Source organism: Marinactinospora rubrisoli (genome assembly GCF_042664915.1).
In the GTDB taxonomy this organism is placed as follows: domain Bacteria; phylum Actinomycetota; class Actinomycetes; order Streptosporangiales; family Streptosporangiaceae; genus Marinitenerispora; species Marinitenerispora rubrisoli.
In genome coordinates this window covers 80,005-95,284 of the sequence record NZ_JBHTBH010000002.1, presented here as the reverse complement: position 1 = coordinate 95,284, position 15,280 = coordinate 80,005, and the positions used below count along the sequence as shown (strand labels likewise).

12 protein-coding genes are annotated in these 15,280 nt (G+C 75.7%); 5 read left to right on the top strand and 7 right to left on the bottom strand.

All coding sequences use genetic code 11. The features are described from left to right. Positions 1–30: 30 nt before the first annotated feature. The 7 genes from ACFQRF_RS04580 to ACFQRF_RS04550 all read right to left on the bottom strand — a co-directional run bounded on the left by ACFQRF_RS04580 (position 31) and on the right by ACFQRF_RS04550 (position 8,967). Positions 31–1,131: an LLM class flavin-dependent oxidoreductase gene (locus tag ACFQRF_RS04580; RefSeq protein ID WP_379869127.1), complete on the bottom strand. Its 1,101-nt coding sequence runs from the start codon at positions 1,129–1,131 to the stop codon at positions 31–33. Between the two features lie 83 nt (positions 1,132–1,214). Further along, positions 1,215–2,690, bottom strand: coding sequence for an ATP-binding cassette domain-containing protein (locus ACFQRF_RS04575; RefSeq protein WP_379869125.1), 1,476 nt, complete (start codon positions 2,688–2,690; stop codon positions 1,215–1,217). A gap of 402 nt (positions 2,691–3,092) precedes the next feature. Continuing rightward, on the bottom strand, positions 3,093–3,950 hold the full coding sequence (locus ACFQRF_RS04570) for an ABC transporter permease (RefSeq protein ID WP_379869124.1): 858 nt from the start codon (positions 3,948–3,950) through the stop codon (positions 3,093–3,095). Next, positions 3,947–4,891, bottom strand: coding sequence for an ABC transporter permease (locus ACFQRF_RS04565; protein ID WP_379869122.1), 945 nt, complete (start codon positions 4,889–4,891; stop codon positions 3,947–3,949). Before ACFQRF_RS04565 ends, ACFQRF_RS04570 begins: the two co-directional genes overlap by 4 nt. After that, the gene (locus tag ACFQRF_RS04560) at positions 4,888–6,531 is read right to left on the bottom strand and encodes an ABC transporter substrate-binding protein (protein ID WP_379869120.1); all 1,644 of its coding nucleotides are present in this window, start codon (positions 6,529–6,531) and stop codon (positions 4,888–4,890) included. The genes ACFQRF_RS04565 and ACFQRF_RS04560 overlap by 4 nt, the downstream gene beginning before the upstream one ends. A gap of 97 nt (positions 6,532–6,628) precedes the next feature. After that, positions 6,629–7,600, bottom strand: a complete 972-nt coding sequence (locus ACFQRF_RS04555) for a helix-turn-helix domain-containing protein (RefSeq protein ID WP_379869119.1) — start codon at positions 7,598–7,600, stop codon at positions 6,629–6,631. Between the two features lie 110 nt (positions 7,601–7,710). Beyond that, the gene (locus tag ACFQRF_RS04550) at positions 7,711–8,967 is read right to left on the bottom strand and encodes an MFS transporter (RefSeq protein WP_379869117.1); all 1,257 of its coding nucleotides are present in this window, start codon (positions 8,965–8,967) and stop codon (positions 7,711–7,713) included. A 658-nt stretch (positions 8,968–9,625) separates the two neighbouring features. Between ACFQRF_RS04550 and aroF the strand changes: the two genes are divergently transcribed. From aroF to ACFQRF_RS04525, 5 genes are read left to right on the top strand one after another with little or no spacing between them, the layout of a single operon-like run. Next, the gene (gene aroF / locus ACFQRF_RS04545) at positions 9,626–10,675 is read left to right on the top strand and encodes a 3-deoxy-7-phosphoheptulonate synthase (RefSeq protein WP_379869115.1); all 1,050 of its coding nucleotides are present in this window, start codon (positions 9,626–9,628) and stop codon (positions 10,673–10,675) included. Next, positions 10,672–11,370, top strand: coding sequence for a hypothetical protein (locus ACFQRF_RS04540; RefSeq protein ID WP_379869113.1), 699 nt, complete (start codon positions 10,672–10,674; stop codon positions 11,368–11,370). The genes aroF and ACFQRF_RS04540 overlap by 4 nt, the downstream gene beginning before the upstream one ends. Before the next feature lie 3 nt (positions 11,371–11,373). Then, entirely contained in the window at positions 11,374–13,215 is a 1,842-nt protein-coding gene (gene asnB / locus ACFQRF_RS04535; protein WP_379869111.1) for an asparagine synthase (glutamine-hydrolyzing), read from the top strand. Further along, complete coding sequence (locus tag ACFQRF_RS04530) at positions 13,212–13,802, top strand: flavin reductase family protein (RefSeq protein WP_379869109.1); 591 nt, start codon at positions 13,212–13,214, stop codon at positions 13,800–13,802. Before asnB ends, ACFQRF_RS04530 begins: the two co-directional genes overlap by 4 nt. After that, on the top strand, positions 13,789–15,246 hold the full coding sequence (locus tag ACFQRF_RS04525; protein ID WP_379869108.1) for a 4-hydroxyphenylacetate 3-hydroxylase family protein: 1,458 nt from the start codon (positions 13,789–13,791) through the stop codon (positions 15,244–15,246). The genes ACFQRF_RS04530 and ACFQRF_RS04525 overlap by 14 nt, the downstream gene beginning before the upstream one ends. The last annotated feature ends 34 nt before the right edge of the window (positions 15,247–15,280 follow it).

Below are 15,280 nucleotides of genomic sequence, written 5' to 3'. Positions count from 1 at the left end.
ACCGGCCCCGGGCGGGCGCGCCCCCGAAGGTCAGCCGTTCGCGGCGGCGGGCCGCGTTCCGGCACCGGAGCGCAGCAGGGCGACGAGCTCCCGGCGCAGCTCGGCGTCCTCCGCCGTTTCGGTCGAGGCGTCGATCTGCACGATGTCGACCCCCGCCCGGTGGAACTCCAGGATCCTGCCCGCCACGTCGGCCGGCGTGCCGACCAGCACCCCCGCCATGCCCGCGCGCAGCTGCCGTTCCGCCGCCGCGCGGATGTCGGCGGCCACGGACCGCAGGTCGCGCTCGGTGTCGCGGGCCAGCTGCGCGGATGCCGCCAGCTCTCCGGGCGGCCGTTCGCCGATCACACGGACCCCGGTCGCCACGATCTCCGCCGCCCGCTCCCGCGCGGCGGTGCCGTCGGCCCCGAGCACGCACCGCACGTGCCGCCAGTACCGCAGGCGCCGGCCGTGCTCGGCGGCGAGCGCGGACACCCGGGAGACGGCCGCGCGCACCTCCTGCGGAGTCCGCTGACCGACCGCGTACACGTCGGCGAACTCCGCGGCCAGCCGCACGCCGGGCTCGGAGGTGCCCCCGAACGAGATCGGCGGCCGGGGGAGCTGCACCGGCCGCAGCCCCGACCACGCGTCGCGGAAGGTGTAGAACTCGCCGTCGTGGTCGAAGGGCTCGGGGGCGGTGAGGGCGCGGGTGAAGACGCTCAGGTACTCGCGCGCCCTGCGGTAGCGGGTCTCCTTGCCGGCGACGTCGCCGTCGCGGCGGACGTCGACGTCGCTGGAGCCGATCACCACGTGCACGCCGGCGCGGCCCCCCGACAGCCGGTCCAGGGTGGCCAGCGTGCGCGCCGCCGCCGTCGGCGCGGTGACCCCCGGCCGGTGCGCGACCGTGACCCGCAGCCGCGGCGTCGCCGCCAGCGCCCAGCCGGCCACCAGCCACGGATCCGGCCATGAGCTGTAGGTGGTGACGAGGGCGCTGTCGAAGCCGTCCGCCTCCTCGGCGCGGGCGCGCTCCGTGACGTAGGCGGGGTCGGCGTCGCGCGCCCGTGGATCCGGAAGGAAGCGTGCCGCCCGGCGCAGCTCCGCGGTCGCGCCGGGCGGAGCCGCCGCCCGGACCCCGCCGCGTAGTTCGAGTGCCATGTTCGCCCTTCCTCGGGTAGGTGGTGTCCGGACGTCACCGGCGGGTCGCGGCCACGCCGGGGACGGATGCCTCGCGGCACCGATCAGGTCGCGCCGGGCAGGTGGGCCGGGTGGGGCCGCTCGCCCGCGGCCGAACCGGGCGGCAGGCCCGGCACGGCCGCCAGCAGCCGCTCGGTGTGGGGGTGGGCGGGCGCCCGCCAGACCCGCTCGACCGGTCCTTCCTCCACGACCGCGCCGTCGCGCATCACCACGACCCGGTCGCAGAGATGGTGGACGACCCCCAGGTCGTGGGAGATGAACAGCAGTGCCAGCCCCAGCTCCCCGCGCAGGTGGGGGAGCAGGTCGGTGATCTGCGCCTGGACGGAGGCGTCCAGCGCCGAGACCGGCTCGTCGCAGACGAGGACGCGGGGGCGCGGCGCCAGCGCCCGCGCGATCGCCACCCGCTGGCGCTGCCCGCCCGACAGTTCCACCGGCCGCCGCCGCAGGTGCCCCCCGTCAAGGTCGACCTGCGCCAGGAGCGCGGCGGCCCGCGCCCGGCGGCGGGACCGGTCCCGTTCGCCGGCGGCGCGCAGCGCCTCGTCGAGCACCCGGCCCACCGGGTATCGAGGGTCGAAGGAGCTGAGGGGGTCCTGCTGCACCAGCTGGACGGCCGAGCGCCGGGGCCGCCGGGCGCGCTCGGGCAGGCCGCTCCACGGGCGTCCCTCCAGCGTGACGGTCCCGGAGTCCGGGGGGAGCAGGCCCATGGCCAGCGGCGCCAGGGTCGACTTCCCCGACCCCGACTCCCCGACGACGCCCAGAGCCTCGCCGGCCGCCAGGCGCAGCGAGACATCGCGGACGGCCGTGCGCGCCGGGTGGCCCGCCCCCGCGAACACCTTGGTGACCCCCTCGCACGCCAGGACCGCCGCACCCCCGCCCGGGCGGGGCGGAGCCGCCGACTCGGCCGACGTGGGCGTGGCGGTCCGGGCCGCGGCGCGGTCCGAAAGCCGGCGTCCCCGGGTCATGGGGCCGGGCACCGCGGCCAGCAGCGCGCGCGTGCGCGGATGCGCCGGCCGGTCCAGGATCCGGGCGGTCGGCCCCTCCTCGACGATCCGCCCGTCGTGCATGACGGCGATGCGGTCGGCGATCCGGGCGACCACGGCGAGGTCGTGACTGATCAGCAGCAGCCCCAGCCCGTCCGAGCGCAGCCGGCCGAGCAGCCGCAGCACCTGGTCCTGCACCACGACGTCGAGCGCGGTCGTGGGCTCGTCGGCGACCAGCACCGCGGGCCGGGCGGCGAGCGCGGAAGCGATGAGCGCCCGCTGCCGCAGTCCGCCGGAGAGTTCGTGCGGGTGCTGGGCGGCGCGCTCCCCGGGGTCGGGCACCCCCACCTCGTCCAGCAGCCGGACCACCTCCGCGGCGCGCCGGTCACGGGGCAGGATCCGGTGCACCCGCAGTGGCTCCGCCACCTCGGCGCCGACCGTGCGCAGCGGGTCGAGCGAGACCAGGGCGTCCTGCAGGACCAGGCCGACGCCGCGGCCGCGCTCTTGCCGGACCCGGACTCCCCGACGATGGCCAGGCACTCGCCCCGGCGCAGGCGCAGCGAGACGCCGCGGACCGCGTGCACCGCACGCCGGCCGCGCCCGAACGTGACGTCGAGGCCGTCGAGGCGGAGGAGATCGTCGTCCGTTCCGGTGTCGGTCATCGGCGTGCTCCGGAGGTCGTCGGGCGGCCCGGGAGGGCCGGATGCGGCCGCCCGGGGCGTGCCGCGAGCGGATTTCGGCGCGTGGCCGGCCGGCCGGGCGGGGCGTTCCACGGGCCGATGCCGGGACGTTCCCGTGCGCAACGGGCGGGACGGCCCGCGGCCCGGGCCGGGGAGCGGTCCTGAGGTGCCGGCATCTCCCCGGAAGCAGGGCCGGTCGGCCGGGGCGGGCCGGGCGTGCGAAATCGCGGAGCGTGGAGCCGGAGCGGGTGCGGCGCGGAGGTCACTGCGGCCCACCGTCCAGCCTCGCCTTGAGCCAGCGGCCCACGACGGTCACCGCCACCACCACCGTGGTGACCGCGGCGCCGGGGAAGACCGCGATCCACCACGCGCGCTGCAAGTGGTCGCGCCCCTCCGACAGCATGAGCCCCCACTCCGCGGCGGGCGGCTGCGGGCCGAACCCGAGGAAGCTGAGTCCCGCCGAGACCACGATGGCCGTCCCCGCGCTGATGGTGGCCAGCACGCTGACCGGTCCCAGGGTGTTGGGCAGGACGTGGCGCAGGACGATCAGCGGGCGCGGTATCCCCATGACCACGGCGGCCTGCACGTACGCCGACTCCCGCACCACCAGCATCCGGGAGCGGACCAGCCGGGCGTAGCCGGGGGCGGCGGCCAGGCCGATCGCGACGAGCACGTTGACCGGCCCCGGGCCGAGCACCGTCAGCACGATCAGCGCCAGCAGCAGCTCCGGGAACGCCAGCCCGACGTCGACCGCCCGCATCATCACGCGGTCCAGCAGCCGGCCGCCGAACGCCGACACCGAACCGGCGGCCGTGCCCAGCAGCACGCCCAGGGCGGTCGCCCCGACGCCGATCGACAGCGACGGCCACGCCCCGTGCGCGACCCGCGCGAACACGTCCCGCCCCAGCTGGTCCGTGCCGAAGGGGTGCTCCGGTCCGGGCGGCCGCAGGGCCGCGCCGAGGTCGGACGCGGTGGGCGAGTGCACGGCGAACCACTCCGGGCGCGCCGCCACGGCGGCGAACAGCAGCAGCACGGCGCCGGCCAGCACCGGCGCCAGCGGGACCCGCCACCGTGGGGTGGCCGCCCACAGGGCCGCCTCGGGCACTCCGAGCGTGGTCATGGCGCCTCGCTCCCGCGCAGCCGCGGGTCGACGACCCGGTACAGCGCGTCGACGGTCAGGTTGACGGTGACGAACGCCGCCGCCGAGATCACCACGACGGCGTTGACGACCGGGATGTCGCGGGCGGTCACGGCGGAGACGAGGACCCTGCCGAGCCCGGGCCGCGCGAACACCGTCTCCACGAGCACGGTGCCGCTGAGCAGGCCCGCGAACACCCAGCCGGCCAGCGTCAGCAGCGGGACGGCGGCGTGCCGCAGCGCGTGCCGGACCAGCACCCCGGTCCGCCCCACCCCGCGGGCGCGGACTGACGTCACGAACGGCTGGCCGAGCGTGTCGTCCAGCTCCCGCCGCAGCACCTGCGCCAGCACGCCGGCGATCGGGACGGCGAGCGTGAGGGCGGGCAGCACCAGGGCGTGCGGGCCGACGGCGCCGGGTCCGGGGAACAGCCCCCAGCGGAAGGACAGGAAGGTCAGCGCCACCACCCCCACCCAGAACGACGGGACCGCGGCGCCGACCAGCTCGGCGCCGGAGATCACGGCGCGCGGGAGGCCCCGGCGCCCCGCCGTCGCCAGGGCCGCGGTGCCGGCCAGCAGGACCGCGAGGGCGAGCGCGGCCACGGCCAGCTCCGCCGTGGGCCACAGCTGGTCGGCCAGGACGTCGGCCACCGGCCGGTCCAGCCGGTAGGACCAGCCCAGGTCCAGGGTCACCAGCCGGGCGAGCGAAGTCAGGTACTGGGCCCACAGCGGCGCGTCCAGGCCGAGCTCGGCGCGGACCCGCGCGCGCAGTTCCGGTGAGGCGCCGACGAGCGGGCCCAGCACCGCGTCGACCGGATCGCCGGGTATGAGGTGCAGGACGCAGAAGGAGATCGTGGCCGCTCCCCAGACGACCAGCAGCGCCGAGAGCAGCCGCCGGGCGGCCCGGCGCGGCAGGGACGGCGTCACTGCGAGCCGCCTTCGCCCAGACGCACGTCGTAGAACACCGGCCAGGCGGACGGGTCGAACGCCAGTCCCCGCACGGCCGGCGCGGCGGCGATGACGCGCGGCTGCACGAACGCGGGCAGCGCGTAGCCCTCCTCGACGATGCGGCGCTGCACCTGCGCGTAGGCGGCGGCGCGCGCCTCCGGGCCGGACTCGGTGAGCCCGGTCTCCAGCCAGGCGTCGATCCGCGGGTCGGACAGCCGGGAGGCGTTGGCGCCGCCGTCGGCGAGCTGCTGGCCGGAGTGGTAGAGGGTGCGCAGCACGTCGGGGTCGGCGCGGCCCCAGCTGAAGGCGATGATGTCGTACTCGCCGTCGTCGCGGGTGGAAACGTAGGAGCCGTCGCCGAGCGGGGTGATGCGCAGTTCGATGCCGGCCTGGCGGAGCTGGTCCTGCACCGCGGTGTCGTAGGTGATGCGGTCCTCGCGCTGGTAGGTGGGGTCGTAGAGCAGCTCGATGCTGAACCGCTCGCCGTCGCGGGTCCGGTACCCCTGTCCGTCGCGCCCGGTGTAGCCGAGTTCGTCCAGCAGCCGCCCGGCCTCGGCCGGGTCGTGGGACCAGCCGCCCTCCAGCCCCTCGTCGTAGCCGAACGTGGCCGGGGTCAGCGGGCTCCACGCCCGGTCGTACTGGCCGGAGTACAGCGTCTCCGTGATCTGGTCGAGGTCGAGGGCGGCGCGGACGGCGAGCCGGGCGCGGCGGTCGTCGAAGGGCGGCCGGGTGGTGTTGAAGAAGTAGGTGTAGCCGGCGCCGGGGGAGTCCTGGCGGACGATCCGGGCGCCGCCCGCGGTCTCCAGCGTCGCGATGTCGGCGGCCGGGACCTGGTCGATGACGTCGACCTCGCCGCTGGTCAGCGCGCCGGTGCGTACGGAGTTCTCCGGAATGAACCGGATCACCAGCTCCGCAAGGTGGGCCGGCCCGGTGTGCCGGGCCGTCGGCGGCGCCCAGTCGTAGTCGTCGTTGCGGGTGAGGACCGCCTGCTGGCCCTCGGTGAACCCGGTGAAGGTGAACGGCCCGGTTCCGACGTGCCGCGCGCCGCCATTGCACAGGTCGGTGCCGTACTCCTCGATGGAGGTGGGGGAGTGGAAGCCGAGATAGGTGGTGCTCAGCGCCTGGAGGAACGGGGCATGGGGTTCGGTCAGCTCGACCTCGACCGTGTGTTCGTCCAGCACCTCGGAGGAGGCGTAGGGCTCGATCAGCTGGGCGGCGTACTGCGAGCCGGTCTCGGGGTCGGCGATCCGGTCGAGGTTGGTCTTGACGGCCTCGGCGTCGAACGGCGTCCCGTCGTGGAAGGTCACGTCCTGGCGCAGGTGGAAGGTGTAGCGCGTGCCGTCCTCGGAGACCTCCCAGGACCGGGCCAGCCACGGCTCGACGGTGCCGTCCGGGCGCTGGGCGACCAGCGAGTCGTAGACGTTGCGCTGGAGGGCGGCGGTGATGTCGGCCGGGCTGACGTGCGGGTCGTAGCAGTCCGGCCCGACGTCCACGGCGAAGGTGAGGGTGCCGTCGGCGGGCGCGTCCGCCGACGGGGAGCCCGCGCAGGCCGTGAGGACGGCGCTGAGCAGAATCGCGGCGGACCCGGTGCGGACGTGCGGTGATCGCGAGACGGGCATGGACCCTTCCAGGGGCGGCGCCGCGACGCGGCCGTGGGCAGGGGCGCGTCGCGCGGAACAGGGCGGCCGGCGGGGGCGGTCGCGCGGACGCCGCCCATCATGATCCCGGCGCCGATATGCCAGGCAGATCGGCGTTTGTACGGTGACCATCACTCACAGGCTGGCCGGTGGGCCGTTCGCCGCGCCCCCGGCCCAGGTCGCGCGGCCGGCCGCCCGCCATCATGTGCCGGGCCAGCCGTCGCTGGCTTTCCGGATCGGCCGGGCTCTGCAGGATCAGCAGCGAGTCGGGGTCGTCGACCGGGCGCAGCGCGGCGTAGGTGAGCCGGACCGGATCACCGGCCGGCCGCACGGCGAGTTCCGCCACGGTGAGGTCGGCGACGCCCTGGCAGTTCCACCAGTCGGCCAGGTCGGGGGCGTCCTCGCGGAGCAGGCCGTACACCTCCTGGACCCGCTTGTCGTCGCCGATCGGCCCGGTCTGGGCGCGGAACTGGTGGAGCACCGCCACCGCGTAGGCCCGCCAGTCCACCACCAGCCGGCGGGCGCCGGGGTCGGCGGCCAGGTACCACATGAGGTTGCGCCGGCTCTCCGGCAGCTCGGCGGGGTCGCCCCAGACGCTGGCGTAGGCGAGGTTCCAGGCGGAGAAGTCGAAGCGGCGGTCCAGCAGGACGGCCGGCCCGTTGGTCCACTGGCCGAGCAGCGGGTCGAGCCGCCGGGCGAGTGAGTCGTGCCGCTCCTCGTCGGCCGGCGGCGGCTGCAGGCCGGCGAGGGTCAGCATGTAGCGGTAGGACGCGCCGTCCAGGCGCAGCGCGCGGGCGATGGCGTCGAGGACCTGCTTGGAGGCGTTGACCCGGCCCTGCTCCAGCCAGCTGTACCACGCGAGCCCGACGCCGGCCAGGGTGGCGACCTCCTCGCGGCGTAACCCCGGGGTGCGCCGGCGGGGGGTCTCGGGGAGACCGACCGCGGACGGCGGGATCCGTTCGCGGTGCGAGCGCAGGAACCGTCCCAGTTCCTTGCCACGGGCCGGTTCCTTCCGGCGTGCGGTGGTCGGGCGGTGGTCGGGGCCGGGCATGGCGCCTCCCTGGGGCGACGGACGCGACCCCGCCAATCTATCTATTTCCCACTTATAAAGTAGGATTTCGTGGTCGTCCCGCCGCCCCGGCGGGCCGGCCGTGGGAACGGTCACGCCTCGTCCGGCCCGGACGGCGGCACCGCGGCACCGCGCCGGACACGTGGCGCCAGCCCGGCCGCGAGCAGCGCCGCGACCCCGGCCAGCGCCCCGCCGACCGCCGCCATCCCGATCCGCTGGTCGGCGACGAGCCCCACGGCCCAGGTCCCCGCTCCCGCTCCGATGTACAGGCAGGCGGTGTTCCAGGAACTCGATGTCGCACCCAGGCGCGGGCGCAGGTTGATGAGCAGCGTCTGCACGTCGGTGCCGAACGCTCCGCTGGCGAAGAACCACACCATCACCGCGGCGAGGCACACCCACAGCGGCGCGCCCAGGGCGGCGACCGCCACGCCCGCGGCGAGGAGCGCACACCACAGCACGACGAGGCCGGTGCCGCTGCGCCCGAGCCTGCGGGCCCGATCGCCCAGCCGCCCGGCGGCCAGCGATCCGGCGAAGCTGCCCGCGCCGACCAGGATCCCCAGCAGGCCGAGTTGGTCCACCGTGAGCCCGAAGCGGGCGTGCAGCACCACGCCGAGGAAGGTGTAGGCGCCCAGGTTGGCCGCCTGCAGGAACAGCACCGTCACCAGCACGTGCCGCAGGGTGCCGTCCGCCCAGACCGTGAGAACGGCCCGCAGGTCCGTCCCGCCCGGCCGGGGGGCGTCCGGCCAGCGGCCGGGCCGGGTCTGCGCGGCCACCCCGGCCACGGCGATCGCCGAGAGCAGCGCGAGCAGCAGGAACGGCGCGGGCCACCCGCCGAGCCCGACGCTGAATCCGCCCGCCGGCACCCCGAACACCTGGCCGGCCGCGAACAGCGCCATCCCCGTGCCGATGGCCCGTCCCCGGCTCTCCTCGGGCGACGTCTCGGCCAGATGGGCCCAGATCGAGGGCCCGGCCATCGCCGCGCCGAGCGCGCCGAGCACCCGCGCGGCGATCAGCATGGCCAGGGACGGTGCCAGACCGGCGACCACGTTGCTCACGCAGAACAGCGCCGCGCCGGCCACGATGGTGGGGTGGCGGCCGAAGCGGTCGGAGAGCGCGCCGAGGAACGGTGCCCCGGCCGCGTAGGCGAGGGTGTAGGCGGTCACGGTGTGCGCTGCCGCCACCTCGCTGACGTCCAGGTCGGCGGCGATCGTGGGCAGCAGCGGGGAGACCAGGAACGTCTCGGTGCCGATGAGGAACAGCAGCAGATAGACACCCGTGTAGCCGAGCCAGGCGGGGGCGCGGCGCGGCGTTGCCGGCGTGGAGGTGCCGGAGGGGGCGGTCTCGGACACGGTCGACTCTTCTCTTGCTCATGGGTGCGGGTCTGCGCGTCTGCGCCGGGACTCCCCGTGCCACGGCGGGCACGGCCGGATCGCAGGCGGAGGCGTGGGCCGTGGCCGGGCATGCGGCGGCCACGGCACCGATTCTCGGCGGCGCGCCGCGAGCGGGGCCAGATCCGGGAATGTGCTGTGACCTCGGGTCACAGGCTGACAGGGCGGCGGCCGGTGCCGGGTGCGGCCTGGCGGTCCTGCTCCCTCCTGGCAGGCCGGTCCCGGTGCGAACGGGGCCCGGGGCCCGGCGCCACGAACGTCCCGTCCCCCTCGTCGTTCCTTCCGCGGCCGGCCGGGCGCCGACGCCGGCACGGTGGCCGCCGGACCCGGCGTGTCCGGCCGCGGCCGGTGCGCGGACCTGGCCGTGGCCCTGATCAACGAGCGGCACGGCCGTCCGGCCCGACCCCCGGATGCCGGTGTGGGGGCGATGACCGGGGAGCAGCCGCTCGACGCCCCCCGCTCCGCCGCGCCGGGCGGCCCGGCCGGAGGGCGGCCGCTCCACGCCGTGGAGCCGTGGTGCGGAGAGAGAGGATCCGATCGGATCCTTGTTTTCCTACTATTCCGGTCTCTAAATTCGAGTTAATCGCTGCCGCCACGGCCAGGAACGGAAACCCCGACTGTGCTAGTGATCACGAACGCGCGACCGTCCGTCCTCGCGGGGATCGACCGGATCCTCGTGGAGAACGGCCTCACCCACACCCGCCACCCGGGCCCGGACCGGTGCGTGATCGCCGTCGACGGCCACGCGGGCGCCGCCACCATCACCCGGCTGGCCGCCACCCCCGGCGTCATCGACGTCCTCACCGCTCCCGGCGACCAGTGGCTGTCCGCCCGGCGGGTCCGGCCAAGTACCACGCGCGTCGACGTCGGATTCGGGGTCGAGGTCGGCGGGGACGCCTTCGTCGTGGCCGCGGGCCCCTGCGCCGTGGAGAGCCAGGCCGTCCTGAACGACATCACCTCGGTCGTGGCCCTGGGCGGCGCGTCCATCTTGCGCGGTGGGGCCTTCAAACCGCGCAGCCACCCAGCGAGCTTCCAGGGGCTCGGAGCCGAGGGGCTGGCGCTGCTCGCCCGGCAGCGGGAGGTCACCGCGATCCCCGTGGTCACCGAGGTGCTCGACCCGCGGCACGTCGCGGCCGTCGCCGAGAGCGCCGACATACTCCAGATCGGCGCGCGCAACATGCACAACTTCGAACTGCTCAAGGAGGCCGGGCGCAGCGGTCGCCCGGTGCTGCTGAAACGTGGCCTCGCCGCGACCGTCGACGAGTGGTTCGGCGCCGCCGAGTACGTGCTGCGCACCGGCAACCCGCACGTCATCCTCTGCGAACGCGGCGTCCGCACCTTCGAGCCGGCCACCCGATTCACCCTCGACCTGGGCGCCGTCGCCGTGGCCAAGCGCCGCGGCCACCTTCCCGTACTCGTCGACCCTAGCCACGCCACCGGCCGTCGCGAGCTCGTGCGCCCGCTCGCCCTCGCCGCCGCGGCCGCCGGGGCGGACGGCCTGCTGCTCGACGTGCACACCGCGCCCGAGACCGCGCGCTGCGACGGGGCGCAGGCTCTCACGGCCGCCGACTTCGACCGGCTCATGGCGGACCTGCGCCCCGTCCTGCGCGCTCTCGGCCGCCCACTCGTCTCCGACACCCGCGTCCTCGCCGAAGGGAACCCCTCGTGACGTCGACCGACCTGGAACCGCGCCCCCCACGCCGGGCCGCCGTCGTGACCATGTCCGCAGCCGAACGCACCGCGCTGTGGCGGCGGCGTGTCGTCGAGGCCACCGCCGGCATGACCGACCACCTCGTCCGCCGGCACCCCGAGACCGCCGTGACCGAATGGCCGCACACCCTGTCGGAGATCCTTGCCGGCCTCCCCGACCCCGGCGACGATGACCCGGCGGCGTGGCAACGGGTGTTCTTCCGCGCCCAGGCGCTGATGGAGCACTTCCTCGTCTCCCGCTACGGCCTGGCCGAACTCCAGCACTGGGCGCGCGCCAACGCCGCCGTGCACCGCCGGGTGGAGCCCGAACGGGGCGGCGGCGCCGCCGACGTCGTCACGCGGCTCGCCGGGCAGGCCGAACTGTACGGCTCCGACTACGAGGTGACCCACGCCGGTCCCTACCGGGCCGGGATCACCATCACGCACTGCGCCATCTGGGACTACCGCGAACGCGCCCGAGCGCGCGGTGTCCCCATCACCCTGGAGTCACCCTGCCAGTACTGCACGCTCGCCACCTCCGCGAACTTCACCGCCCGGGGCTACCGCCCCGGCCACCGCCTGCTGGACGGCCCCGACGGGCACGGTTGCGAGTGGGAGGCGTCCGCCCCCGCCGGGCACCGGCCCGCTCCGCCGGCTCCGGGACGGGAGGGCTGAGCGGTGTGCGGCATCTCCGGACAGGTCGACTTCGGCCGTGACCTGCGCGGCTCCGGCGACATCGCCGCCGGAATGGCCGACTCCATGGCCTGCCGCGGCCCGGACGCGCACGGCGTCTGGCTGAGCCGGCACGCGGCGCTCGGGCACCGCCGACTCGCGGTGATCGACGTCGAAGGCGGCGCACAGCCCATGGTCGCCGAGGAGGACGGCGCCCCGGTGGCCGTCATCACCTACAGCGGCGAGGTGTACAACTTCTCCGGCCTGCGCCGCGAGCTGAGCGCGGCCGGACACCGCTTCCGCACCCGATCCGACACCGAGGTGGTGCTGCGCGCCTACCTGCACTGGGGCGCCGACGCCGTCACCCGGCTGGTCGGCATGTTCGCGTTCGCGATCTGGGATGTGCGCGCCCGCCAGCTGCTCCTCGTCCGCGACCGCCTCGGCGTCAAACCGCTGTACTACGCGCCTCTGGGCGGCGGCGTGCTCTTCGGATCCGAACCCAAGGCCATCCTCGCCCACCCGGAGTTCCCGGCCGAGGTCGACGCGGAGGGACTCGCCGAGCTCTTCGCCGTCCCCGCCGCGCCCACCCCCGGCGCCGCCGTGTACCGGGGCATGCGCGCGGTCCGCCCCGGCCACGTCGTGCGGGTGTCCCCCGAGGGTGTCACCGAGACCCGGTACTGGGGGCTGGAGTCCCACCCGCATCCGCACGACCTCCCGACCACGGTCCGCACCGTCCGCGACCTGCTGGCGGACATCGTGGCCGGGCAACTGGTCAGCGACGTGCCGCTCGGCCTGCTGCTCTCGGGCGGACTCGACTCCACCGCCGTCACCGCGCTCGCCGCGGCGCACACCCGCGGAGCCGGCGGCACCGACAAGCTCGCCACGTTCGCCGTGGAGTTCCCCGCCGACGAGCGGCCCGAGACGCTGGGCGCCTGGAACAGCGAGGACGACGCCCCCTACGCGCGGGCGGCCGCCGCGCACCTGGGCACCGCGCACACCGTGGTCGTCGTGGCCGGCACCGAACTCGCCGCCGAGCGCGGCGTCGGCCTGGCCGCCCGTGACCTGCCCGGCTGGGGCGAGCCCGACGTGTCGCTGCACCTGCTGTTCCGCGGGATCCGGCGGCACGTCACCGTGGCACTGTCCGGGGAGGTGGCCGACGAGGTCTTCGGCGGCTACCCCTACTTCCACGACCCCGCCGCGGTGGCCGCCGACACCTTTCCGTGGCTGCACGCCGCCGTCCTGCCCGAGGAGCTGCTCACACCCGAGGCCCGCGCCGAGATCCGCCCCGGGCGCTACCGGGCCCGGCGCTACCGGGAGGCCCTGGCGGAGGTGCCGCGCCTGGCCGGCGAGACCCCGCGCGACGCACGGCTGCGGGAGATCGGCCACCTCGCCCTGACCCGCTGGCTGCCCGCCCTGCTCGACCGCAAGGACCGCATGAGCATGGCCGCCGGCCTGGAAGTGCGGGTCCCCTTCGCCGACCACCGGCTCGCCGAGTACCTGTGGAACGTGCCCTGGGACCACAAGACCCCGGGCGGCGCCGCGAAGGGGCTGCTGCGGCGCGCGGTCGGCGACCTGCTGCCGGCCGCCGTGGCACACCGCCGCAAGAGCGGGTACCCGGCCAGTTCCGCCGACAGCTACGCCACGGCGCTACGCGACGGGGTGCGGGAGCTGCTGGCCACCCCCGACGCGCCGGTGTTCACCCTGGTGGACCGCTCCCGGATCCGGCGCGCGCTGGCGGCCGGGCAGGTGCTGCCCGGCCCGCGGGCCGCGCCGCACCCCACCGGCGGACTCGACTACCTGCTGGCGCTGGACGCCTGGCTGCGCGGCCACCGGGTGCGGATCCGGTGACCGGCAGGACCACCGGCGCTCCCGCGCCGCCCGCCTCGCTCGACACCGCCGCCTTCCGCGCGGCCGCCGGCGGCTTCGCGACCGGAGTCGCCGTGCTCGCCGCGAGCGACGGCGAGCACAGCTTCGCCAAGACCGTCTCCTCCTTCACATCGGTGTCGCTGGAGCCACCGCTCATCTCGGTCGCCGTCGACTCCCGCAGCCCCATCGTCGCCGTCATCTGCGCCAGCGGCGGGTTCGCCGTCAGCGTGCTGCACGCCGGACAGCGCCACCTCGCCGAACGGTTCGCCGCCCCCGGGCAGGGCCAAAGCCGCGGGCGGTTCGCCGCCGTCGCGACCAGCCCGGGGCGCAGCGGCGCCCCGCTGCTCGACGACGCGCTCAGCAGATTCGACTGCGCGCTGCACCACCGGCTGCCCGGCGGGGACCACACGATCCTGCTCGGCCGCGTCCTGGAGACGGCGCACGCCCCCGGAGCGCCCCTGATCTACCACCGCGGCCGCCTGCACGGCACGGCGCCGTGCGCCCTCGCCGTGAAACCCCCGCCCGAACCCGACCGACGCCGATCGGAGCCGCCGCATGAGCGACCTTGAGGATCTCACCGCCGCCCAGGGCGTGCTGGACGGCAAGCGCTACCTCGACAGCCTCGACGACGGGCGGGAGGTCTGGCTCGACGGCGAACGCGTCAGCGACGTCGCCGGGCACCCCGCGTTCCGCGGCGCCGCGCGCGAACTCGCCCGCCAGTTCGACCTCCAGCATCACCCCGACCACCGCGACCTGCTCACCTGGGAGTCACCGCGCACCGGCAACCGGCTCGCGCAGTCCTACCGGCCGCCCCGCTCGGTGGCCGACCTGCGCGTGGTCCGGCGCGGCGCCGAGTTCTGGTTCCGCGAGTCCTGGGGCCAGCACGGGCGCTCGCCCGCGTTCATGGCGACCATCCTCGTCGGCCTCTACGACTTCCGGAACCGGCTGGCGGCGGCGCGGCCGGAGTTCGGCGCGAACGCCGAGCGGTACTACACCCACGTCGCCGAGAACGACCTCGTCCTCACGCACGCGCTCGGCGACCCGCAGATCGACCGGTCCGCCGACCCGGTCGAGCACCCGGACAACGCCCTGCGGATCGTCGCCGAGCGGCCGGACGGGATCGTGGTACGCGGCGCCAAGCAGCTCACCACGCTGGCACCGCTCGCCAACGAGGTGCTCGTCTACCTCTCGGCGTCCTTCGCGCGACGCGGCGCCGAACGGTTCGTCGTGTGGTTCGCGCTGCCCCTCGCCACGCCCGGCCTGCGCATCCTGTGCCGGGAGCCGTTCGGCGCCACCCCCTACGGGCACGCGCACCCGTTCGCCGCGCGGTTCGACGAGCAGGACGCCATGCTGTTCTTCGAGGACGTCCTGGTGCCGTGGGACCGGGTGTTCCTGCTGCACGACGGCGCGCTCGCCCTGGAGGGGCTGCGGCGCATCACCGCCTGGAGCGCCTACATCGGTCTCGTCCGCTACCGGGAACGGCTGCGCACCCTGCTGGCGGTGGCCACGCTCGCCGCGGACTCGATCGGGGTGGCCGGTTTCCGCAACATCCAGGAGGACCTGGGGGAGCTCACCTCGTTCGTCCGCGTGCTGGACCACTTCATCGCCGCCGGCGAGGCCGACGCGCGCCCGACCGACGGCGGGCTGCTCGCGCCCGGCGACCTCACCGCCACCGCGGTGTGGGCGGCCGAGACGTCCGGGCGCGCCGTGCAGATCCTGCGGCGGATCGGCGGTTCCGGGGTGCTCATGCAGCCCACCGAACGCGACCTGGCCTCCGAACTGCGGCCGCAGCTCGACCGGTACATGCGCGGGCGCGACATCGGCGCCGCAGAGAAGTCGCGGCTGTTCCGGCTGGCGTGGGACCTGGTGGGCGACGGCTTCGGGCAGCGCCAGGACCTCTATGAGTTCGTGCACCGCGGCGACCTCGCCCGCAACCGGATCAACCTCTTCCTGCGCCACGACCAGGAGGACGTCCTCGGCCGGGTCCGTGAACTGATCTCCCGCCCCCTGTGAGCGAGGCCCCGCGAGCCCGCTCGCCCGGCACCGG